The organism is Saccharicrinis aurantiacus, from assembly GCF_947489045.1.
Taxonomy (GTDB): Bacteria; Bacteroidota; Bacteroidia; order Bacteroidales; family Marinilabiliaceae; genus Saccharicrinis; species Saccharicrinis aurantiacus.
The window spans coordinates 56,577-77,802 of the sequence record NZ_CANLCN010000015.1 but is presented as its reverse complement, the minus strand read 5'-3'; the positions used below and the strand labels follow the sequence as shown (position 1 = coordinate 77,802).

Sequence of the window (21,226 nt, the reverse complement as noted above, 5' to 3'; positions counted from 1 at the left end):
TTATAGGTTATTTAATATTGCACTTCATCCTAACACCTAGCACCTAACCCCCAACACCTAAAAGCTAGCAGCTAACACCTAAGTCCTAACTCAATCCTCGTTTAAAATTAAACGTAGTAGAAGGTTGTAGCTGTTCCGATGCCTTAAACTTCTTAAATAGTTTAGTAGGCAAATGCTTCGAAGGAGCTTCGGTTCTCAAATCAAATAAGAATCGGAAAAAGCCTTCTTTTTTTAGTGTATTTGCATATTGAAAAAGCGCCACAGGTGTTTTAGAGTAAACAGAAGTCATACCATTACGGATATAGCGTTTAAACTCCTTATTGGTATTGTCGCTAAACTCATCATCGGCATTATTAACCTCAACAGGCATGCGCGCAAAAAATAGTTCGGGGTTACTATACATGGGCATAATACCATCGCGCGATGTACTTTTTTGTAAGTTCTCAAAGTCGCTTTCAACGGGGTAAGTCACATTCTCCACCTTAAAGGTTTTAACGCCTCTAATGGCCGCATCGTTGTAAACGTATACACGCTCGTTGGTAATGGCCTTACATCCTTTAGGTAATAACTCAAGCTGCGAAAGATGACTCAATACAAATTGCTTCATACCTTTTTTAGCCAACCAATTAATATCTTGTATCAGCTCTTGTAAATGGTTTTCGGCCACAAAACCTGGTAGCTCAATGTAAAAGCGGTGTAAGTTCTTTTTAAAGAATGGACTATCGAGCGGAATGTTACGGTAGTCTTTTTTAGAGATGTCTAACCAAATACCGGTATACTCATCCACCCTTAGTTTACGCAACCACTCAAGGTTATCAACGCGCACATAAAACTCAGGTTTGCTGCTTTGTTTGTTCTTTATTTTTATATCCTGACGGACTTTTTGTTTCACACTTCCGTTCAGTGGTTTTACATTTAAATGCTTTAAGCTTTCAAATTTGCTAGGGAAGTTTTTAGAAGGTAATCCCACCAAGTACACATCGTCATTTTTACGAATGTTTTTCTCTGTGAATATTTCGTAGGTAGAGTGGTCTTTCTCAAAATCCTTTACCTTAACATTGGTTGAGTCGCCCGTTTTATTCACCAAACGCAACTGCTGTCCGCGTTCCATATCATGATTAGTTTGTATAAAGAAACTATCATTACCCAGCTTGCGCACTTTGCTTAAGAAAATACCGTTGCTAGTGTTTTCAGAGATGGACCCTTTAACTTTACCACCCATGAAATAGTCGGTTTTTTCTCTACCAAAATCCCATTTCAATAATTCTTCAGCCTCGGCCATATCAGCCGGGTTGTCAATTACTTTACGGTAGGCCTGAGCCACACGGTATACATAGGCCGCCGATTTCATGCGACCTTCAATTTTGAGTGAGGCCACCTTCATATCGGTAAAATCAGGAACCAACTTGATTTGCTGATTATCCTTTAACGAAAAAATAGCATGTCCCTTACCATCGTCGTTAAAAACCCTACGACAAGGCTGTGTACATTGCCCTCGGTTGGCACCTTTACCACCCAAATAGCTACTGAATAAGCATAATCCTGAAAAGGAATAACACAAAGCACCGTGTACAAATATCTCCACCTCGCACTGTGTTTTTTTCATAATCAGTTTTAACTCAGGGTGGGTGAGTTCGCGCGCCATAATAACCCTATCAATTCCGGCTTTTTTAGAGAAGTTAGCTCCTGCCGAGTTATGGTTGGCCATTTGCGTACTGGCATGAACCACCAAATTTGGGAAATACTTTTTAGCCAGATACCAAATACCCCAATCCTGAATAATTACCGCGCTAATTGTGGTTTGCGATAAAAAGTGTAGGAATTCGAGCAATTCAGGAATCTCATGATTTTTAATTACCGTATTGAGCGTTACGTATATGCGCACATTGTTTTCTTTAGCAATGTGGAGCATGGTAATTAACTGCGGATTAGAGAAATTAGTGGCTCTTTTACGAGCATTAAATTGCTTTAGTCCTAAAAAAATAGCATCAGCACCACCTTCTACTGCTGCATGAAACGACTCAATATTCCCCGCTGGGATTAATAATTCTGGCTTAAAACTCATGTTCTGATTTTACTTATTCGGGCACAAAAATAACCTTAATTAATGATTGTTTAGGCATGATGGTCTTAATATATGCTAAAAGAGCAATGTTCAGAAGTGATAAGTTATAAATGATAAGTTATAAATAACAGTAAGACGTAAAGCTTGCTGTCGTTTATCATTTATAACTTATCATTTATCGCTTATAAAAATCCTTTAAGTTTATAAACCCCAATACCAACCCATTCTCTGAATAAGCGTTCCCATAGCGCCAAGGCACTGGACGAAGGCGTTAAAACATCGGCAAAAGTTGGTGGTATTAAGCTTTGTAAGGCATCTGTAGTATAGGGTTCAACACGGATGCCTTCTTTAGTAAAGCATCCCATGGCGCGTTTCATATGAAAACCCGAAGTAACCAAAAGGTATTTGCCATTTTCAGCACCAATGGCTTCGAGCATTTTTTTGGTTTCCACTGCATTTTCGTGCGTATTGCGCGATTCCCATTCCACCAATGTACTGTCTTCAGCGATATCTAACTTTTTCAAGTAATCCTTAATAAATAAGCCCTCTTGTTTCTCTTTTACAATAATACTTGCTGATCCTCCTGTAAAGATAAATTTATCGGCCTTGCCTTTTTTATAGAGTTCAACAGCCTGAAATAAACGATCGGCACTCTGGTAAAATTGAATTCTATTGCTCTCGGTCTGAAAACCCGAAAATCCGCCAAGTACAATAATTCCATCGTAATGCTCAATTGCATCGGGGTTTGTTAGTGCTCCTTCCCATGCTTTTGCCGCGTGATGGAATAGGTTTTTGTTAGAAAAAATTAAAAGTATCGTTATGGCAGCGTAAAGTAAGACTTTACGTTTTTTGTAATTTCTAAAAATAAGGTAACACAATAGTAGCACAGTAATCCACCAAATAGGAGAGAGGATAAAGGATAGGACTTTAGATAGAATAAAAAACATTTATTTGCGATTTGTTTTGTTAGGGCTCGAATATACAAACAGTTTCTTATATATTTATAGTAGGATTTTTTGATAACCCATTCAATATTTAGTTATGCACTTTAAAGAATTAATGAAAACCAGATATTCCGTTCGCGAGTATCATGAAAATAAAGTAACCCGCCCATTATTGAAAGAAGTGATTAATGCTGCAAGGCTTGCTCCATCGGCCGCCAATAAACAACCTTGGAAGTTTGTGGTGATAGATGAGGATAAGGTACTGAACGACTTAAGGGATGCTTACGATAGAGATTGGTTTAAGGTGGTACCATGTGTTATTGCCGTTTTTGGCGACCATAGTACAGGGTGGAAACGCTCGTATGATAAAAAAGACCATACCGATATTGATGTGGCAATAGCGATTGATCATATGACTTTAATGGCTACCGAATTGGGCTTGGGCACTTGCTGGATTTGTCATTTTAAGGCCGATAAAATAAAGCGTTATTTAAAAGTGCCCCACCAATGGGAGCCCATAGCGTTGATCACTATCGGTTATCCTGTGGATATCAAACCTCCTGAAAAGAAACGTAAAGCGATAGAAGAGGTAATGTTTTATAACGAGTTTAAATAAAGAATGCATCTTTAGATAAGAGATAACAGACTTTACACTAATTTTTGAAAGATATAAACAGAAAAGCCAAAGGAGAATTGTAATGAGATTCTCTTTTGGCTTTTTATTTTGTGATATATGTGAAGTGTTCGCTACTAACTAACAGCTACTAGCTACTAGCTAATACCTTATCTATCTAAAGCTAATACCAACCCCACCAGTAATAGCACTGTATTCGCCGGTTGTATACTCAGCATGTAAAGCAAAAATACCTAATCGGATGCGCATACCAGCATTAAAATCGAAGGTGCTGGTAGTAAAGTTTTGTGTTATCGGATCAGTAACAGTTTCACCATTAACAACAAAATCACCAATAACGTTAAAATCGCTATTGCTATTTCCATATCCTAGCCCAGTATAAAAGCATACTACCGGAAAGTTAGCCCCAACCAATAATCGGGCAGTATAGGCATTAGACTGCACATCTAAATCGCCATCTGATTCTTCAAACTCAACACCAGTAACTGCATTAAGCGTTGTGTATGCTGCCAATACCGACATGTTTAAAAATGGAACGTGCTTTACGCCGGGTATATATTCCTTTATTTCCTTTTGAACGCCTAATCCCCATAATGAGAACTTACCATAGTCATCGAGATCTAACTCCGTTGTAAACCTACCTTTTAATTCAAAACCATAAGGCAAACCAAGTCCTAAGGTAATCATGGGGGTTACCATATAGTCTAAATCAGCACCATCGGGCATTGATATTTCAGTTCCGAAAGGATCGCTTTGCGATACCAACTTAGGCCTATTATCCATTTGTCCCATCACTGTAGGAGAAGTAGAATTACTGGGGTCAGCCAATTTAAACTCGCTTAATTGCGATTCGTAATCTGCCACATTAAATGTTTTCGATTTATTGCTAGTTGGCATATAGGCCCCGGTTACGGTAATATCAAAACCAAAGGTTTTATGTGTTTTTGCCGAGGTATACCACCCTGCATTTAGTCCGGCCCCTAACATATTAGCCATTGGCGCTAAATAAGGGTTGGCTAAGGTATTGGCATCTTCTGTTCCCAAGCTTAAGAAGTCACCGATACTTTTGTTGCCAAACTGTGCGTAAGTAGTGCTTGTTAGTAGGATTAGTGCTAAAACAAGTTTTGCTTTTTTCATTTCTTATGGTAGTTAATGTATTTAAGTTTTATTGTGGGGTTTTTTGGGCTTAAGAGTATCGCTATATTTAGGGTTGTGTTTGTTCTTTTGCCAGTCTAACAGAGATGCGCTCATCACCTTTGTAAGCCACTACAAAACCCTTTTTAATTTCATTACCTATCAGTGCACTTGCTTCATCATAGGTATTAAATGTACCCACACTGTATTTATATGAGCTCTCTGTTTTGTATTCGTGCATTTTTAAAGACCCACTGTATAAGTTGTCTTTCTGCAGTTGATTTAATTGCGTGGGTGAGGCGCTAATTTGTACCGTAAAGTATATGCCATTTTCATTTGGTTTCACCTCCTCAGTATCCTCAATAATGGCTACAGGGGCAACAATTGCTGCTGCTACGGTACTTTCTTCAGTTACTATGGGTTCAATCAATTCTGATATGGCAGCTGTATCTTGTGCCATTACTAAGGTGTCGGCTACAATAGGTTCAGGTATTGAATCTATTGCTATCGGGGTTTCAACAACAGTGGCTTCTTGTGGCATCGGAATCAGTATTTTATTGAGGTGCTTAGTGGCATCTTCTTGAATATTATTGGCCATAAACAATAACTCAACACTCTCTTCTAGTTTATCTTCATTAGCCAACTGACGACGCCACTTTTTACCTTTTTTGTAGGCGTCTTTTGCCTTTTTTAATTGATCTTTATTATCCGCCACATTCCCTTCTTTCAGGTTGCGTTTAACGGCTTTTTCGTATGCGCTATACTTTTTACTATATCCTTCCTTATAGTAGGATGCAGATAAGATGGTTTTACTGTTGGCTTTCTTTTCAAGACGTTTGATTTTTCTTCTTGATTTACCATCCGCCTTAGCCGTTTCAGCTTCCTCGGTTAACGGATCAGCCTTGGCGGCAATAGCTTCGGCCTTACTGATTTTCTTTTCAGCTTTAGCTATTCTTTTTTCATCTTTTGTTGATAAAAGTTCACTTTTTTGGGCATGGGCAAAATGGATGGTAAGTGTGCAAAGGATTCCTAATAGGAAAGTTTTTTTTAGCATATTATTGTTGACTAATTAGAGTGTGCGATTTAAGCTACTTTAACGAGGACGCTGCGGTTTTGTTACAGACTATAACTTTTAATTTATCTTGTTAAAGGAAAATAAAAGGACGCTATACAGGAACGTGCCAATCTATAGGCATTTTATGCGAAAAGAAAAAGGTGCACATGGTACAGCTTGCAATAACCCATACCAAAACAGAATATATGAGTATCTATTTAGCATTAGGAACTAATTATTATCATGAAAAGTTTTGACTTAAAAGAATACTTTCGCCTTTTAAAATTTTTATCAAAAAACTATTTTTATCCTATGCAGAAACTAAATTTAGTATTTAGTTGTTTAATTTGTGCACTATTACAAATGAGTTGTAGCAATAACAAAAACAATATGAACAGCAATCCATTACTTTCAGAGTTTAAAACAGTACATCAAACTCCGCCTTTTCAGTTGATTGAAGAGGAACATTATATTCCTGCTTTTACTGAGGCTATTAAAGAGGCAAAGGAAGATGTTGACAAGATTATTTCTAATTCGGAAGCGCCAACTTTTGAAAATACCATTCTTGCAATGGAGTATGCTGGTGAGAATTTGAGCAGAATTGCCAATATTTTCTTCAATATTAATTCAGCCAATACCAACGATAATATTCAAAATATAGCGTCAGAGGTTTCTCCAATACTAACGGCGCATTCAAATGATATTTGGTTAAACGAAGCGCTTTTTGCCAAGGTGAAATCTGTATTCGACGCCAAAGAGGAAAACAATTACAATCAAGAGCAACTTAAATTAATTGAAGATACCTACAAAGGTTTTGTTAAACGTGGTGCTTTATTAACGGGTGAGGAGAAAGAGCGTTACCGCGAGATTACCACGGAGCTATCAAAACTAACACTTACTTTCGGACAAAACGTATTGGCAGAAACCAATGCTTACGAATTACATATTACCGATGAAAAGGAGCTAGCAGGTTTGCCAGATGCGATTATTGCAGCAGCAGCAGCCGATGCAAAAGCTAAAGAAAAAGAAGGTTGGGTAATTACATTGCAATTCCCGAGTTATGTGCCTTTTATGAAGTATGCCGATAATAGAGCGTTACGTAAGGAGCTTTATATGGCTTACTCAATGCGTGCTAACAAAGGAAACGATCATGATAATAACGATGTTGTAAAGCAAATTGTAAACCTTAGACTTGAAAAAGCTCAATTATTTGGATTTAAGAGTCACGCAGCATATGTACTTGAAGATAGAATGGCGCAAACACCTGAAAAGGTAAATGCTTTTCTAGAGGAACTATTGGATAAATCGCTTCCTTTTGCAAAAGAAGAAGTAAAAGAGGTAGAAACTTATGCCAACACACATGGTTTAAAAGGTAAATTACAGCGATGGGATTTTGCTTACTATTCAGAGAAATTAAAGAATGAGAAGTTTAGCATCACCGATGAAATGACTAAACCATATTTTCAGCTTGAGAAGGTTGAAGAAGGTATTTTCGGTTTAGCCAATACATTATTTGGTTTAACATTTAAAGCTAATGCTGATATTACTCCATATCACGAAGAAGCTAAAGCATATGAGGTATTTGATGCACAAGGCAAATTTATTTCTGTTTTGTATTTAGATTTCTTTCCACGCGAGAGTAAAAGAGGAGGGGCTTGGATGACTAATTATCGCGAGCAATTTGTTCAAGATGGTACAGATGTTCGTCCGTTTGTTTCGTTGGTTTGTAACTTTAGCCGTCCAACAGAGGATACGCCATCTTTATTAACGTATCAAGAAGTGCGTACTTTCCTTCATGAGTTTGGTCATGGTTTACATGGTATGTTAAGTAAGTGTACCTATGTGAGTCAAAGTGGTACCAATGTTTACCGCGATTTTGTTGAACTTCCATCGCAGATTCTTGAAAACTGGGGAACTGAAAAAGAATGGTTAAAGCAAGTAGGGAAACATTACCAAACAGGAGAAACAATTCCTGATGATTTAGTGGCTAAAATTATGGAGTCTGCTAATTTCCAAAGCGGTTACCAAAGTGTTCGTCAGTTATCATTTGGTATGGACGATATGGCATGGCATAGTTTAGAAAATGCTTTTGAAGGTGATGTTAATACATTTGAAGATGAGGCAATGGCATCAACAGAGTTATTTCCTGCAGTTGAAGGAACTTGCTTTAGCACTGCTTTCTCACATATATTTGCCGGTGGTTATGCCGCAGGATACTATGGTTATAAATGGGCCGAAGTATTAGATGCTGATGCCTTTAGCGTATTTAAAGAGAATGGTATTTTTGATCAGGCAACTGCGGATTCGTTTAGAAAGAACATCCTTGAAAAAGGGGGAACACAGCACCCTATGGATTTATATGTTGCCTTTAGAGGACAAGAACCAACTAATGATGCATTGCTAATTAGAGAAGGTTTGGTAAAATAGGCTATCCTTAGTATAATATAAAGTAGAGCTGTTCGTTTAAAAATGAACAGCTTTTTTTTTAACATTTTAAAAGAAATAGTGAAGGTAAATATGTATATTGGCGCACTTTTTGTTAAAAAGTGTTACTAGGATAAAAAATAAACTTATTAGGATGATAAAGATGAAAAATTATTGGGGAGCCGCATTATTAGTATTACTAATGAGTGCTTGTATTAAGGACTCGGAAGATTTTGTGAGTTCTTTTAGAGATTATGGTAATGTTCTTAAAATGGATGATGGTATTACTATTGATGTAGATGGGTTTAGAATGCTAAAGTTTAACGAAGAGAGTATTGCTCTATTTGCTGATTCTCTAGAAAATGGACAACGTTGTGTACTAACTTATGAACTTGATGAGACACTTGCCCAAAATACCTACCTAGTAAAAGTATTAGCTATGGCTGATGTAGAGCTTAAGGATTTTGTTGTTTTAGAAGAGTCTGATACCGCTAAAATTGAGCATACCTTAGTATATGACACTCCAGGAGTTGTTGTTTCAGGAACAAATGTAAACCTTCAGGTACAATATCTTAAAGATCATGAAGAGAATGAACTAAAACTGATGTATAAGCCATCTATGCAAGAAGAAGGTAAAGATGTAAAGTTAGTATTGGTTAATGTTTTTGAGGGAGAATTTTTGGATAAAGAAGATCAAACAACAGGTTTAGATATATCGACAATAAATATAGGACAATTGGCTTCTATGCATAGCCCTAACAGAGAGGGTGATGATAAAAATATTTATTTTGAGATTATCTATAACCCTAATAGTCCTTACGAAAATACCCTAACAAACTTATATATTCCTTCATATTAGGGTTTGTTTATAAAGTATAAAAAAAGAGCTTGATGTATTCACATCAGGCTCTTTCAGTTAATGTACGTATGAACTATTCTATTTCTTAGTAGTTTGTAATTGCTTAGCCATTGCAGCACCAATTAAACTTTCAAGTGGGGTTCCGCCATTTGAGCTACCACCCATAATCATTGTTTCTGGGAAAGTGATTTTTGCTATCTCGGCAGCTACCCTTACATCACGATCAAGTTCCATTTGAAGTTTCACTTCAGGAGTAATACCAGCAGTTACCTTTTTCGAGATTTCGTAAGCCTCGGCATCAGCCGTTACTTTTTGCTTCATTGCGTTTAAGCGTTCTGTTTCTAAGGCGATGGCTGCAAGTTTCTTATTGGTTTCTTCTTGCTTTAATTTGGTTTCAATGGCAATAAGGGCCTTCACCTGTTCCTTCTCTTGGTTAACACGCTCTTCAGCTTTATCGCGTTCCCCTTGGGCAACAATACGTTGTTGTTCGGCCTTGGCTGTTTCAATCATTTGTTGTTCAAGCTGGCGTTTTGCCGATTCATCGCGTTGCGCTTCTAAGCGTTGTTTAAAGGTAGCTTCAAGGTCAATTTTATCAACTATTACCTGAGATACAATAATATTGTTTTCAGATAATTCGTGAGGTATACGTTTTGGAATTCCATTTTTTAGAATCTTTTCAACAATATAGCTGGTTTGTATCTCCTTAATAGTACGCGCCGTTTTAAGTTCTTCAATCTGATTAAAAATGGTATCCTTAACCTCAATTTTATTTACGGCATAAGTTCCTCCTTTTAATTGCTCCTCAAAAGTTTGTCGGAACGACTGAGCTTCACCTGAGATGTAATTTTGTGCAGCAAACATATAACCCGTGTTCGTTAATTGTTCTCTAACGGTAGGAATTATGGTGTTGTTTACCAAGTTACTCATGGTACGATACTTAACTGCAAGCCCAATAAACGATTCGTTATCTGTAGGCAGTTGAAAGCGTAATGATACATGGCCAAGAGCAGTAACCTGATCGATAAAACGAATTGGAATAGGACTCATTACGCCTTCTAGTTCATCAATATCTGATTCGGTTGCTTTACTTACTACCTTAACATCAATATACTTCTGCCATTTGTCTATTTTAGCAAAGCCACGCCACTTAATACCTTGCTCCATAACAGCGCTCATTTTACCGGTTGGCGATACCAGTAGGTAGTTAAATCCACGATCGGCAAAAAAGAATAACGACTTGGTCAATAGTAAGAATATACCTATCCCGAATAGGAAATAAGAGTGACTTTTTTTAATGCTTTTTAAGATGCTTGGGAAGTTACTGTTGGTTTTGTTTAGCGCCGAAATAATAAGCGCAATTAGTCCGATGATAATGGCGAAAACGCCAAAAAATGTAGTCATAATAATATGATTTAAGTTTAAGATTACAATGCTCGAGGCAATGTGTTTTTTAGTATATCGGCTTAAGCCGATGATTAATTATGTATGCAAAGTAGCGGTTAAAAATGAGTTGTTAAACTTTTACAAAAAACATTTATGTAAGCGTATTGTGCACTTATGCAGAGGGGTAAAACAGTTTTGAAATAGGCTTCTGTACGTATGAAAAAGGGTATGTCAGTTTTGAAAATAAGTTATGCATATATGAAAAAGGGTGTTTTAATTTTGAAATAGCCTTAGGCACATCTACCGAAGTGTATTACAGTTTTGAATCAGCCTGATGCATGGGTGCAGAGGCATTGTGCATTTTTGAAATGGTGAAAAAATTAAAACGAGCTCATCAGTAGAGCTCGTTTACTCGGTTTTAATAGGTGTCAACTAAAGTATCAAGTTGTTTATAGGTTGAGATTAAATTATCGCTAGGCGACATCATTATTAATCCGAAAAGCATGGCATATAAACCATTAACAGATTTACGTAGCGATGGAGCTATTGATGAGGCCGAATTAATGGCGCTATTCGATGTGGTTTTAGCGTTATAATCGCGGTTGGCTATTTTAAATGCTTGGTTGGCATCATTCACTTTAGGTATCCATCGTGTAATACCTGTGTTCGATAATGAAGTAATATCAATCTGTGCCACATCGCTTAAAAGATTATCAATGGCTGCTGTTTCAGCATTTAAAGGTAAGCGAGTAACCTCAATACCATATTTATCTACAACTTTGTTTAGTTGCTTTAGGGTTTCTAAAATTTCGGCATCAGAATGATCAAAAAGGAGTTCGTTTCTCACACTTTTAATAAACCCTTTGGTTAATCTATCACGTTTCCAATCCGTATTTTTTTTATCAACGGCGGTAAGCGATTCTTTAAGCATCCCTTCTTTAAAAGGCTCTAACACATTATTTACCTTTTCAATGGCAGCGCTGAGTTCCGGAATGGTTTCGCATAGTTTAACAGATTCTTCGGTAATGGTTTGCAGATGGTTTAAACTTAGGCGAGGCAATACAATAAGTTCCATAGTAAATTAAAAATTTTAAGGTTATTTTGTTTAATGCGACTAATATCTTAAACATATTACATAATTCAAAAAATGGATAAATATTATGGCTTAGATGATTCAGATTTATGATTAATGCATATTTTTTGCGGATGAAGATGTTTATAATTGGTATAGAAATCTTGAGTATATTATCAATTCTAACAGTTTTATATCAGAAGCGGTTTATTCTTTGTGAATAAATAAAAATCATTACTTTAGCGCCCTTAAATATTAATAATATAACACTTACCTATCCCATTTATATGTAATTGTAATATTATTTAATCTATGAAGTTTGTTTCACAAACAATCTTACTAACCACCCTTTTAATTATTGTTTCTGGTAAGCTGTCGGCTCAAATTAGCAAAACTGATAGCCTAAAATATGCTATTTCAATTGCGGATGAAGATACCGTTAAAGTAGAGTTGTACCGTGAAATGGCTAAACACCTTACCTATAATTCATCAGATGAGGCCATAGAATATTATAGAAAATCTCATGACTTAGCTACTGATTTAAAGGATATCACAGGCATTGTTAATGCATCAGTAGGCCTAAGTCAAATTTATTCAATGAATGGAGAGTATAAGCAATCGCTTGCCATACTTGATGATGCTACAAGTTTATCAGAAGGAAACTCAAGTCTGCTTGCTTTATGCCATAGTAATATTGCTGTTGATTATTACAATTTGGGTTACGAGAAACTCTTTGTTGATCATATTCAAATAGCCAGAAAGTATAACGAAGAGGCCAATGATAGTGTAGCGCTCAGCTATAATTTTAATAATATAGGATCTTATTATTTAGAGGTTAATAAAAACGATAGTGCAGTTATTTATTTGAATAAAGCGCTTACTTATTTAGATGGTAAAACCGATAAATTATATGGATATATTTATGATGGCCTCGGGACAGCAGAAAAAAATCAAAAGAATTATAGTAAGGCATTATTTCATTACAAAAGAGCAAAGGCCTTTTTTGAGGAAGAACCTTCAGAGTATGAGGTGATAAAACAGCTGCATATGATTGCCGAAGTGGAGTATGAAAGCGGAAGAATTTCATCAGCCTTTAGTTCCGCTAAAGAAGCTTTACAACGATCGGAAAAGCTTGGTAATTATAAGCTTTTAAAAGAAAGTAGTGCTCTTCTCAGTAGTCTTTGTGAGCAAAATGGGTATTACAGTCGCGCACTCCTTTATGCCAGAAAAGAACGTGCGTATATTGATACGCTTGAATCAAAAAATAATAATGAGTTGATAGATGCCTTGGGTACCAAGCATGCACTTGAACTGAATAAGCGTAATTTGCAGATCAGTGAAGACATGAATAACCAGTTGTGGAAGCAGCAACAGTTTTTAATAGGTTTTAGTGTGTTAATAGTTCTGCTGCTATGTATGGTAGCAATTGGTTTTTACAAAAAGAATAAAGAGCATAATGTTAACCGTAACTTACTTATTGAACTTGATAAGTTAAACGATTCGATGCGTAAAATATTGGGTATAATTGGCCACGATTTGCGCGATTCTATAGGTAATCTGAAGAACTTTACACAATTAATGCATCATAAATTGCTTGATAATGAATCAATAGATGGCTTATTAAAAAAGTTTGTACCTATGGTTAATTCCACACATAATTTATTGGAAAATTTATTGTTGTGGTCGCAAAATAATACTCAAGGCTTTGAGCCTACGTGTCAGGATACTAATTCATTTTCCTTAATAAGCGATGCAATTAGTCATGTATCGCACTTAGCCAATACAAAGCATATTTGTATTATTAAAAAGGTAGATAATATTAATTTTTGTGGGGATAGGAATATGTTACTTACCATATTGCGTAATCTATTAAGTAACTCGATAAAGTTTTCTGAGCAGGATTCTATAATTAAGATATCGTGTGCTCTAAAAGCAGATAAAATCAAATTTAGTGTTAGCGATAATGGAGTAGGAATGTCGAAGTCGCAGATAAATAGTATATTATCAAATGATAACCATAATTCAACCGCAGGCACTAGTGGAGAAATGGGTTCAGGCTTAGGTCTATATTTTTGTTCCACTTTAATTGAAAAACACAGAGGGACTCTAAAAATAAAAAGTAAAAAAGGAGAGGGTAGTACTTTTTCTTTTGAAATTCCTTATAAAAGGAAAGCTACAGAGTTGAGATAAATACTATTATACACTTCCGCCAATAGCCTTCATTTCGTAATCAATTTCTACCATGTTAAAAGGTTTTCTAAAGCATTTGTTTAGAGTTCCTTTGTCAATAGCTTCGTCAATTTCTTTATTGGTATCAAAACCAGTAAGCATATAGCAATTGATAGAAGGATATTTAAGTTTTGCGGTATTTATAAGCTCTATGCCATTCATTTTTGGCATTCTAAAGTCGCTTACAATAACATTAATTTGTTTTTTAAACTGAGCTAATACCTCTAAAGCATTACTGCCGCTATTTGCAGTAAAGATATTATACTTATTGCCTAAATTTATCTTGAATAATTGAAGATTAATAGGCTCGTCATCTACGTAAAGTATTCCTATAGAATTATTCATATTATATGTTTTTATATTGGAAGAGCAATAACAACAGTTGTGCCAATATTAATTATTGACTTAAACTCTATGCTTCCTTTGTGCTCTTTTATAATGTTATACGAAATTGATAAGCCCAAACCTGTACCAACACCTGGTTCTTTTGTTGTGTAAAAAGGCGTTGTAATTTTGTGCAAATCTGTTTCACTGATTCCACAACCATTGTCCTTAATAGTTATTTCAATATTATTTTTGTGTTTCTCCATATAAATATTGATTAAACCATTTTTACTGATTGCTTGTACCGAATTACAAATTATATTTAAAAACAATTGATGTAACTTTCCAACGTTACCTTTGCATATTCTAACCGTGCTATAGTTTTTTATAATTTCAGTTTTCGATTTAATATGATACTGAAGTATCGATAAACAATTATCAATTATTTCATTTAAGTTACAATCCTCGTCAAACTTGTCATTTTGTCTACTAAAGTTACTTAGTCCTTGTACTATATTTGCTGTTCTATCTATGCCTTCTTTTATGCTATCCATTAGTATTTTTATGGTTGCATCATCCTCTTGGTTTTGAGCCTTAAAATGATTTTCTAGTCCGAAGTAGGCTCCCATAATATAGTTTAGCGGGTTATTAATTTCATGTGCAATCCCCGCAGTTAGTATCCCTATCGAAGCCATTTTGTCCGCTTCAATTAACCTAGCTTGTGCTTCCTTAAGGTTCTTCATAGTTCGCTTAAGCTCGATATTCTGCGCATTTATTATTTCATTTTTTGATAATAGATTCTGATTCTTTTTATTTAATGCTGCATTAGTGGCCTGAAGTTTTGAGTTAACGAGCTTCAATTCTTTTTGATAATAAATACGTTCAAGTCTTCGCGATATAATATGAACTACTTTTTTAAGAATCGGAATTCTTTGCTCAAGATCAAGTGAGTTGGTATTAGTTGCAAATAGAAAATATCTGTTTTTATGAACCACGGTTCTAAGTGCAATTAATCCAATACAACTCGACGAAAAAGTATTATGATCATCCTTGATTATAATAGATTCTGCACCTTTGTAAAAGTGAAATTTAGTACCTGTATCTTCCTCTAACAGGTGCTGAGGAATATTAATACTTACATTGCAATTTGGTATATCATGTATTTGAGAATATCCATCAACGTAAATAAATTGGTTATCCTCATAATCATATAAGGCAGTAACTGGTAAATCTAAAAAAACAGATATACATTCAAGCGCATCGCTTAAAAGTTGTTCAATCTCTTGGAAGTGACCAATTTCTTCGAATATTTTATTTAATAATAAAGATTCCTCTACTTTTATAGAGAGAATTTCATTTTCGTGCTCCAGTATTTTTAACTGAGCACTATGGACTGTTTTATTATTTTTAAAGTCTGGCATGGTTAATTAGATAAAAGATTTAATATAGCTTGAAATTAACTCAGGTTCATCTTCTTGAATAAAGTGCCCCCCGGTTTTAATGGTAACTAGTTTACTGTTTTTAATTTGAGTGTGTAACCTGTTGCAAATGGCCTCACTTAAGTATATATCAGCTGCTCCTCTAATAATTAATGTTGGTATATTTAATTCAGATATTTGTGTGTCAATCTCTACTAAATTTTTGTTGTTTAAACTCTTAATAAATTGTAAAAAGCTTTTTCTGCCATCAACATTTTTTAGAGGTAAAGAAAAGAGGGTTAGTAACTCGCTATTTAGGTTGTTTTTGTAATATAATCCTCGTTTAATAATTAAGCTTAACATACCCATATCAAGAACTGATATGATTAACTGTCTGATAATAGGTATGCGCAATGAAATAATTGGTTGTACTGGCCAATAGTTATATCCAATTGAATTAATTAGTACGAGTTTAGAAAAATATTCAGGGTAGTTGACTGCGAGTATTTGCCCAATTCCACCGCCTATATCATGGCAGACTAATATTATATTCTGGAGTTTTAGCTTACTGCAAAATGCATGAATAATCTGAGCTTGTTTTTTGAGAGAAAGATCTTGGTTAAATGGTTTATCAGAGAAACCACAGCCTAGTAAATCAAGTGTAATTACATCATTTTTGGCTGCAAAAGAAGGTGCAATATTTCTCCAAATAAAAGAATAAGTAACAATACCATGGATGAATAAAATAGTTTGTCCTTCGCCTTGCCTTTTGTAGGCAATTTTATTTTCTCCGATATTTTGGTATTGATATTTAATTAAGTTCATCTTATTAAGGTTAGTTTTATCCTAAATAAGTTAGTGAACTTTAAACACTTGTCAAAACATAATGAGTGTTAAATATTTAATTTCTGTTATTATTAGATGTTCTTGAATTGTTTGTACGCTGTTTATGTGTAATGGATTATATACTTTTTTGACGTTGTTTCTCTTGGTATTCAATTACTTAAATGAGTTAAGTGGGAGGTAGGGAAGGAAGTTATATAAAGGAATAAATATTATCTTCTTTTTTAATTAATTTACTGATTATGTTTAAAATAAAAGGTGGAATCTTTATAGGTAAGCGGCTTGTTGCATCTGCAAATACAACAGTTGATTTAGCCATTGAGATAATTTCTTTACTCTCGTTATAAATTTTAAAATCAAACTCAAACCTCACTTTCGGAATTTCCTTAATAGTGGTTTTTATGTTGATTAACTCATCATAATGAGCCGGCTTTTTATATTTTATATCAAAAGAGATTACGGGTAGCATCACATTATTCTCTTCTAAATAACTGTCGTGTAAACCTATTTCCCTGAGTAATTCAGTACGAGCTTGGTGACAATAACTTACGTAGTTGGCATGATATACATAGCCCATTTGATCTACCTCGCCATAACGTGGGCGAAGTTGTATTGTGTGAGAAATCATAGTAGTTTATTTGTTGGTAATTAATTATTGTGGTGTAGTTTCAGTTTTAGCTAGTTGTTGCCAAACACTTTTAATTATTTTGGTTGTAGTTCCCAAATTATCGTATTCTATTATTGATTGACTCACGAGCATTGCTTTAACAAAGGCTTCATCAAATGGAACTTTTGCTAAAATGGGAATACATTCAATTTGTAAATACTGTTCAATTTCGGTAGTTAGCGATAAATTAATATCGTATTTATTAATTAAGGCGTAAACACGTTCTATTTTAAAGCTCTGAATTAATTCGATTAAACGTTTCGCATCGTGTAAACTTGTTTTTGATGGTTCAATAACTAATAATACTGCATTGGTTCCCGATAAGGATGAAATTGTTGTACAGCCAATACCAGGAGGTCCATCGTTTAGTATAAAATTGCACTTGTTTTTACGCGCAATTTCTTTACTTATTTTACGAATTTGTGTAACCAATTTGCCCGAATTTTCTTCGCCGGGTCCCATATGCGCATGCACCAGTGGTCCAAATCGGGTAGAGGAAGTGTACCAAAAATTGTTGTTGCTTTGCGCAGATGAAATGGATTCTGTAGGACAAGCGCGTTCGCACAAGCGGCATCCTTCGCATTGGTATGGGTTAACGCTAAATGTGCCTTGCTCACTTTTACGTATAGCATCAAAACGACAAAGGCTTTCACATAAGCCACACTTGGTGCATTTGTCTTCGTTTATTGTAGCTGTATATCCGCCGCTGAAAGCCACTTCTTTCTTAATTTTAGGTTTAAAAATTAGATGTAAATCAGCAGCATCAACATCATTATCGCAAAATACACTGTTTTTAGCTAAAGTGGCTAAAGCCGCCGTGATACTTGTTTTTCCGGTTCCGCCTTTTCCGCTTAGTACTGTAATTTCAGTCATTGTATTTCTTTTAAAAGTGCATCTACCGTTTTTGTGTAAGCAAATTCAATTTCGGAAGGCTTATTTTGTTGCAACTGGCCCATTGAGTAATTCGAAGCGTAGGTTTTACTAAAGGGTATTTCACCCAGTAGAGTGATGTTTTTACTTGTTAAATATTGGTAAATATCACGATTGCCTAAGCCTGCTTTATTTACCACAACGCCATAGTTAATGCTTAACTCATTTAATAAGTTTACCATAAGGTTTAAATCATGAAGTCCAAAAGGAGTAGGCTCTGTTACTAAAACAACATAATCAGCATCGTTCATGGTTTCAACAACGGGACAACTGGTTCCCGGGGGTGAATCGAAAATGAAGACTTCATTTTCATCGGAAACCAGTTTTTTTAGTTTGCCTATTAGCATGGTTTGCATTGCAGAACCTACTTTTAATCTACCTTCGCTAAAATTTGCCTTATCGCCTATATTGAAAAAGCTTGCTCTTCCAATATTGTGTTCCACTTCGTTTATGGCACCGTACTCGCACGCAAAGGAGCATGCGCCGCACGAATGACATAAGTTTGGATTCACTTCTGCAAACTCAGCATTAGGAATCACCACTATTGCATTAAACTCGCAATATTCTGTGCACTTTCTGCAAAAAGTACAGGCATCAGTATTTATTACAGGTATTAATTGACTGATGTTTTCTGATGTCGTTTCTTTAGCATTTAGCAAAAAATGTAGATCATTGGGTTCCTCTACATCACAATCTACTAATGTTACTTTACCTTTAAAGTGGTTTTGTAACTCATAAAATAAGTTGATAGAAACCGTAGTTTTTCCAGTACCACCTTTACCGCTTGATATGGCAATCTTATACGACATAATTAATGGCTATCGCAAGTGTGTCCTTCTTTATGATTACAGTAATTCGCTGTAAAAGTTAAGGTGTTATTTAAAAAGCTTTCAACCAATGTTTTTGTATCCTCTTGTGGAGCGCCTACAAAAACATTTACTTGCTTGTTGTTTAAAATATCAATGGCTTTACGACCCATTCCGCCGCAAATAACATCACTTGCACCATTCTCTGCTATCCATTGTGGTAGCACACCAGGTTCGTGTGGCGGAGGAACTAATTTGTCTTCTGACTTAATATTACCATTTTTTACAGTTATAAATGCAAAGAATTTACAGTGTCCGAAGTGCGCATCTAAAACACCCGCTTCGTTAATTGGTATTGCAATTTTTTTTGTCATGATTATGCTATTTATTGTTTAGATTGTTTTTTTATAAAACGAGCTGTTGAACTATTCTTGGCATTTCCTACCTCTTCCCAATCCCTTACCAGAATTACGGAATCGTCGTCTCATGCCACGCCCTGTTCTTGGTTCCATAGTTGCAGTATCCTTAGCTGATTCTTCATTGCGTGGATTACATTTTCCTAATCCACGTCCTTTTCCTGAACCTTTATTTCCAGGTCCTTTACCGTTAAATAGTGACATATGTATTTATTTTTAGATTTTTCTGTAAAAAGAATAAGGCGTAGCTTGATATTTTTAGTATTATTTTATTTTCTGAATAACCGTAGCCACACTTTGCCCTTCATCAGTAATAATAACCATCTGTATATTTAGCTTATCAAGTAACTCCTTGGCTTTTGGTCCAAAATCTCCCGATATAACTTTTCCCACACCTAATTCAGCCATTAACTCTGCAACCTTAGTACCTGCACCATTGCTTGCTTTTATATTTTCGTTGTTTACAAATTCACTTGTTTGTGTTTCGCTATTGTACACGCAAAAATATTCGGCCCGTCCAAAACGTTGATCAAATAAAGCTTCTGTATTATTACTCTGTGCTGTTATTGCTATTTTCATAATTGTATTAATTAGTAGTTTTTAACGATTCAATATTAGTGGAGCTACATAAGGCGCAAGTATCTTTTTTCGCAGATTCAGGCATTGTAAATCGAGCATGGCAGTCATTACATAAGTGCCAACTTTCATCCATTTCGGCATTTCCATAAACAGTCTTAATTTCCCTAGTTTCCACTAAAGCTTGAGCCATCTTTCTACGAGCACTTTCGTAGATGCGCGCAAAGGTAGCCCTTGAAACATTCATAAGTTCCGAGGCTTCCTTGTGGTTCATCATATCGTAATCAGCCAGTTTTAATGCTTCATATTCTTCATATAGTAACTCTATGGCTGTGGCCGATGAGTTTGATGTTCCGTAAGGTTTAAAACCCTTAAATTTTGGTGGAGCAACTACTTTTCTGAGTCTTCTTTGACGTGGCATTTATTCAACAATCAAAAGTTTAATTGAGAATATTCTCACTACAAACATAGTGAGAATATTCTCATTATAAAATATAATTGAATAAATTTTAATAAAAAAGGTGAGTGAATTAAGTTTGATTAGACTGTTTTAAAAGAAAAAAGGCACAAAGAACTGCTAGAGTTTTGTGCCTTTAAAATGATGTATTATCAATTGTTGACTTAAGAGTCAATGTCGAACTTATTGTAAGTTTCAAATTGCCATATTTCAAGTACTTCTTTAATATGCAATTCGTAGGGTTTATATAATCTGTTGGTCGAAACCAACTGAAAGTTTTGTTTGGTGTCGAGCTGATTGTAAACTAGTTTAAACACAATACCCTCGTCTTTTGTAACAATTACACAAGGCGTAGCATCCTTAATATTTTCCCAATCCTGAATATACGAACATGTAACCCAAGTTCCTTCGGGAACAGGCAGCATAGAATCTCCTTGTATCTGAAAAGTGCGGTAAGTTTTATCTTTAGGTAAAAATGGAATAGAGAATTTATCTAATGATTCAATATATTCTAAATCGCCAAAGCCATTTGTATAGCCTGCTTGTGCCTTAATAGGTACTACTTCTATATTTTCGTCGCCTTCGTCGTTTACCGATATGGTGAGTAAGCGCAATTTTTTACCCGTAATATCAATATCAAAACCTTGTTCAATTTGCGATAACTGAAATTCCGATAGTGCTTTTAGGTTATATCTGAGGATGGCATCAACCGACATGTCGAAATATTCGGCAAATCGAATCAGTACTCTAAAAGGAGGTTGAATATTTTTTTCGTACCCCGCTAAACTGGTTCTAGTTAGCTCTAATTCTTTGGCTAAAGCAGCTTGCGAAAGCTTCTTTCTATTGCGTAGGTACTTAATATTGGTGGGAAAAAACATTGTATTTATTTGTCTAAAATTTTTATGAATCAGTATGTCTTAAAAATCAACATAATGCTGCAAATATACACATGTGCACTGTGTTAAAAAAGTGAATACTCTGTCAAATATAA

At 35.3% G+C, this 21,226-nt stretch carries 21 protein-coding genes; 4 read left to right on the top strand and 17 right to left on the bottom strand.

Annotated features, from left to right (window positions below; translation table 11 throughout):
- Positions 1-85: 85 nt before the first annotated feature.
- Both QMO11_RS16125 and QMO11_RS16120 read right to left on the bottom strand, forming a co-directional pair.
- On the bottom strand, positions 86-2,065 hold the full coding sequence (locus tag QMO11_RS16125) for a peptidase U32 family protein (protein ID WP_068471616.1): 1,980 nt from the start codon (positions 2,063-2,065) through the stop codon (positions 86-88).
- A gap of 182 nt (positions 2,066-2,247) precedes the next feature.
- On the bottom strand, positions 2,248-3,012 hold the full coding sequence (locus tag QMO11_RS16120) for a YdcF family protein (protein ID WP_282038334.1): 765 nt from the start codon (positions 3,010-3,012) through the stop codon (positions 2,248-2,250).
- Positions 3,013-3,106: 94 nt separating this feature from the next.
- Here QMO11_RS16120 and QMO11_RS16115 point away from each other — a divergent pair, with 94 nt between their 5' ends.
- A complete protein-coding gene (locus QMO11_RS16115) occupies positions 3,107-3,625 on the top strand; it encodes a nitroreductase family protein (RefSeq protein WP_068471618.1) in 519 nt (172 codons plus the stop codon).
- A gap of 171 nt (positions 3,626-3,796) precedes the next feature.
- Here the strand turns inward: QMO11_RS16115 and QMO11_RS16110 are convergent, their stop codons facing one another.
- Together QMO11_RS16110 and QMO11_RS16105 are read right to left on the bottom strand one after the other, a co-directional pair.
- The gene (locus QMO11_RS16110; RefSeq protein ID WP_282038332.1) at positions 3,797-4,780 is read right to left on the bottom strand and encodes a DUF6588 family protein; all 984 of its coding nucleotides are present in this window, start codon (positions 4,778-4,780) and stop codon (positions 3,797-3,799) included.
- A 67-nt stretch (positions 4,781-4,847) separates the two neighbouring features.
- Positions 4,848-5,831, bottom strand: a complete 984-nt coding sequence (locus tag QMO11_RS16105; RefSeq protein WP_282038331.1) for a hypothetical protein — start codon at positions 5,829-5,831, stop codon at positions 4,848-4,850.
- Between the two features lie 390 nt (positions 5,832-6,221).
- Here QMO11_RS16105 and QMO11_RS16100 point away from each other — a divergent pair, with 390 nt between their 5' ends.
- Both QMO11_RS16100 and QMO11_RS16095 read left to right on the top strand, forming a co-directional pair.
- The gene (locus tag QMO11_RS16100) at positions 6,222-8,258 is read left to right on the top strand and encodes a M3 family metallopeptidase (RefSeq protein ID WP_282038330.1); all 2,037 of its coding nucleotides are present in this window, start codon (positions 6,222-6,224) and stop codon (positions 8,256-8,258) included.
- Positions 8,259-8,409: 151 nt separating this feature from the next.
- On the top strand, positions 8,410-9,114 hold the full coding sequence (locus QMO11_RS16095; protein ID WP_282038329.1) for a hypothetical protein: 705 nt from the start codon (positions 8,410-8,412) through the stop codon (positions 9,112-9,114).
- Positions 9,115-9,192: 78 nt separating this feature from the next.
- Here QMO11_RS16095 and QMO11_RS16090 read toward each other — a convergent pair whose 3' ends face one another.
- Complete coding sequence (locus QMO11_RS16090; RefSeq protein WP_282038327.1) at positions 9,193-10,515, bottom strand: flotillin family protein; 1,323 nt, start codon at positions 10,513-10,515, stop codon at positions 9,193-9,195.
- A 400-nt stretch (positions 10,516-10,915) separates the two neighbouring features.
- Positions 10,916-11,572 (bottom strand): DUF6261 family protein, encoded by a 657-nt coding sequence (locus QMO11_RS16085; RefSeq protein ID WP_282038325.1) that lies wholly within the window; start codon positions 11,570-11,572, stop codon positions 10,916-10,918.
- Between the two features lie 309 nt (positions 11,573-11,881).
- On the opposite strand from QMO11_RS16085, the gene QMO11_RS16080 reads away from it, so the two are divergent.
- Complete coding sequence (locus QMO11_RS16080) at positions 11,882-13,759, top strand: tetratricopeptide repeat-containing sensor histidine kinase (RefSeq protein ID WP_282038323.1); 1,878 nt, start codon at positions 11,882-11,884, stop codon at positions 13,757-13,759.
- A 6-nt stretch (positions 13,760-13,765) separates the two neighbouring features.
- Here the strand turns inward: QMO11_RS16080 and QMO11_RS16075 are convergent, their stop codons facing one another.
- The 11 genes from QMO11_RS16075 to QMO11_RS16025 all read right to left on the bottom strand — a co-directional run bounded on the left by QMO11_RS16075 (position 13,766) and on the right by QMO11_RS16025 (position 21,113).
- The gene (locus QMO11_RS16075) at positions 13,766-14,143 is read right to left on the bottom strand and encodes a response regulator (protein WP_282038321.1); all 378 of its coding nucleotides are present in this window, start codon (positions 14,141-14,143) and stop codon (positions 13,766-13,768) included.
- Positions 14,144-14,154: 11 nt separating this feature from the next.
- On the bottom strand, positions 14,155-15,543 hold the full coding sequence (locus QMO11_RS16070; RefSeq protein WP_282038319.1) for a sensor histidine kinase: 1,389 nt from the start codon (positions 15,541-15,543) through the stop codon (positions 14,155-14,157).
- Between the two features lie 6 nt (positions 15,544-15,549).
- The gene (locus QMO11_RS16065; RefSeq protein WP_282038317.1) at positions 15,550-16,365 is read right to left on the bottom strand and encodes an alpha/beta fold hydrolase; all 816 of its coding nucleotides are present in this window, start codon (positions 16,363-16,365) and stop codon (positions 15,550-15,552) included.
- Between the two features lie 211 nt (positions 16,366-16,576).
- Positions 16,577-17,011 (bottom strand): acyl-CoA thioesterase, encoded by a 435-nt coding sequence (locus QMO11_RS16060; RefSeq protein WP_282038315.1) that lies wholly within the window; start codon positions 17,009-17,011, stop codon positions 16,577-16,579.
- Between the two features lie 24 nt (positions 17,012-17,035).
- Entirely contained in the window at positions 17,036-17,923 is an 888-nt protein-coding gene (locus tag QMO11_RS16055) for an ATP-binding protein (protein ID WP_282038313.1), read from the bottom strand.
- Positions 17,920-18,789 carry a P-loop NTPase gene (locus tag QMO11_RS16050; protein WP_282038311.1) on the bottom strand — a complete coding sequence of 290 codons (870 nt, stop codon included), beginning with the start codon at positions 18,787-18,789 and terminating at the stop codon, positions 17,920-17,922. The genes QMO11_RS16055 and QMO11_RS16050 overlap by 4 nt, the downstream gene beginning before the upstream one ends.
- Before the next feature lie 2 nt (positions 18,790-18,791).
- Positions 18,792-19,160, bottom strand: coding sequence for a NifB/NifX family molybdenum-iron cluster-binding protein (locus QMO11_RS16045; protein ID WP_282038309.1), 369 nt, complete (start codon positions 19,158-19,160; stop codon positions 18,792-18,794).
- Between the two features lie 51 nt (positions 19,161-19,211).
- Complete coding sequence (locus QMO11_RS16040) at positions 19,212-19,406, bottom strand: hypothetical protein (protein WP_282038307.1); 195 nt, start codon at positions 19,404-19,406, stop codon at positions 19,212-19,214.
- A gap of 60 nt (positions 19,407-19,466) precedes the next feature.
- Positions 19,467-19,781, bottom strand: coding sequence for a NifB/NifX family molybdenum-iron cluster-binding protein (locus tag QMO11_RS16035; RefSeq protein ID WP_282038305.1), 315 nt, complete (start codon positions 19,779-19,781; stop codon positions 19,467-19,469).
- A 7-nt stretch (positions 19,782-19,788) separates the two neighbouring features.
- Positions 19,789-20,199, bottom strand: a complete 411-nt coding sequence (locus tag QMO11_RS16030) for a DUF134 domain-containing protein (RefSeq protein WP_282038304.1) — start codon at positions 20,197-20,199, stop codon at positions 19,789-19,791.
- 200 nt (positions 20,200-20,399) lie between these two features.
- On the bottom strand, positions 20,400-21,113 hold the full coding sequence (locus QMO11_RS16025; RefSeq protein ID WP_282038302.1) for an XRE family transcriptional regulator: 714 nt from the start codon (positions 21,111-21,113) through the stop codon (positions 20,400-20,402).
- Between the last annotated feature and the right edge of the window lie 113 nt (positions 21,114-21,226).

Coding starts and splice junctions, on each gene's coding strand:
- QMO11_RS16120 (WP_282038334.1), bottom strand. CDS start 3,012: ATGTTTTTTATTCTATCTAAAGTCCTATCCTTTATCCTCTCTCCTATT.
- QMO11_RS16035 (WP_282038305.1), bottom strand. CDS start 19,781: ATGAAAATAGCAATAACAGCACAGAGTAATAATACAGAAGCTTTATTT.
- QMO11_RS16075 (WP_282038321.1), bottom strand. CDS start 14,143: ATGAATAATTCTATAGGAATACTTTACGTAGATGACGAGCCTATTAAT.
- QMO11_RS16060 (WP_282038315.1), bottom strand. CDS start 17,011: ATGATTTCTCACACAATACAACTTCGCCCACGTTATGGCGAGGTAGAT.
- QMO11_RS16115 (WP_068471618.1), top strand. CDS start 3,107: ATGCACTTTAAAGAATTAATGAAAACCAGATATTCCGTTCGCGAGTAT.
- QMO11_RS16080 (WP_282038323.1), top strand. CDS start 11,882: ATGAAGTTTGTTTCACAAACAATCTTACTAACCACCCTTTTAATTATT.
- QMO11_RS16070 (WP_282038319.1), bottom strand. CDS start 15,543: ATGCCAGACTTTAAAAATAATAAAACAGTCCATAGTGCTCAGTTAAAA.
- QMO11_RS16040 (WP_282038307.1), bottom strand. CDS start 19,406: ATGTCACTATTTAACGGTAAAGGACCTGGAAATAAAGGTTCAGGAAAA.
- QMO11_RS16110 (WP_282038332.1), bottom strand. CDS start 4,780: ATGAAAAAAGCAAAACTTGTTTTAGCACTAATCCTACTAACAAGCACT.
- QMO11_RS16095 (WP_282038329.1), top strand. CDS start 8,410: ATGATAAAGATGAAAAATTATTGGGGAGCCGCATTATTAGTATTACTA.
- QMO11_RS16025 (WP_282038302.1), bottom strand. CDS start 21,113: ATGTTTTTTCCCACCAATATTAAGTACCTACGCAATAGAAAGAAGCTT.
- QMO11_RS16065 (WP_282038317.1), bottom strand. CDS start 16,365: ATGAACTTAATTAAATATCAATACCAAAATATCGGAGAAAATAAAATT.
- QMO11_RS16090 (WP_282038327.1), bottom strand. CDS start 10,515: ATGACTACATTTTTTGGCGTTTTCGCCATTATCATCGGACTAATTGCG.
- QMO11_RS16105 (WP_282038331.1), bottom strand. CDS start 5,831: ATGCTAAAAAAAACTTTCCTATTAGGAATCCTTTGCACACTTACCATC.
- QMO11_RS16100 (WP_282038330.1), top strand. CDS start 6,222: ATGAACAGCAATCCATTACTTTCAGAGTTTAAAACAGTACATCAAACT.
- QMO11_RS16125 (WP_068471616.1), bottom strand. CDS start 2,065: ATGAGTTTTAAGCCAGAATTATTAATCCCAGCGGGGAATATTGAGTCG.
- QMO11_RS16085 (WP_282038325.1), bottom strand. CDS start 11,572: ATGGAACTTATTGTATTGCCTCGCCTAAGTTTAAACCATCTGCAAACC.
- QMO11_RS16030 (WP_282038304.1), bottom strand. CDS start 20,199: ATGCCACGTCAAAGAAGACTCAGAAAAGTAGTTGCTCCACCAAAATTT.
- QMO11_RS16055 (WP_282038313.1), bottom strand. CDS start 17,923: ATGACTGAAATTACAGTACTAAGCGGAAAAGGCGGAACCGGAAAAACA.
- QMO11_RS16045 (WP_282038309.1), bottom strand. CDS start 19,160: ATGACAAAAAAAATTGCAATACCAATTAACGAAGCGGGTGTTTTAGAT.
- QMO11_RS16050 (WP_282038311.1), bottom strand. CDS start 18,789: ATGTCGTATAAGATTGCCATATCAAGCGGTAAAGGTGGTACTGGAAAA.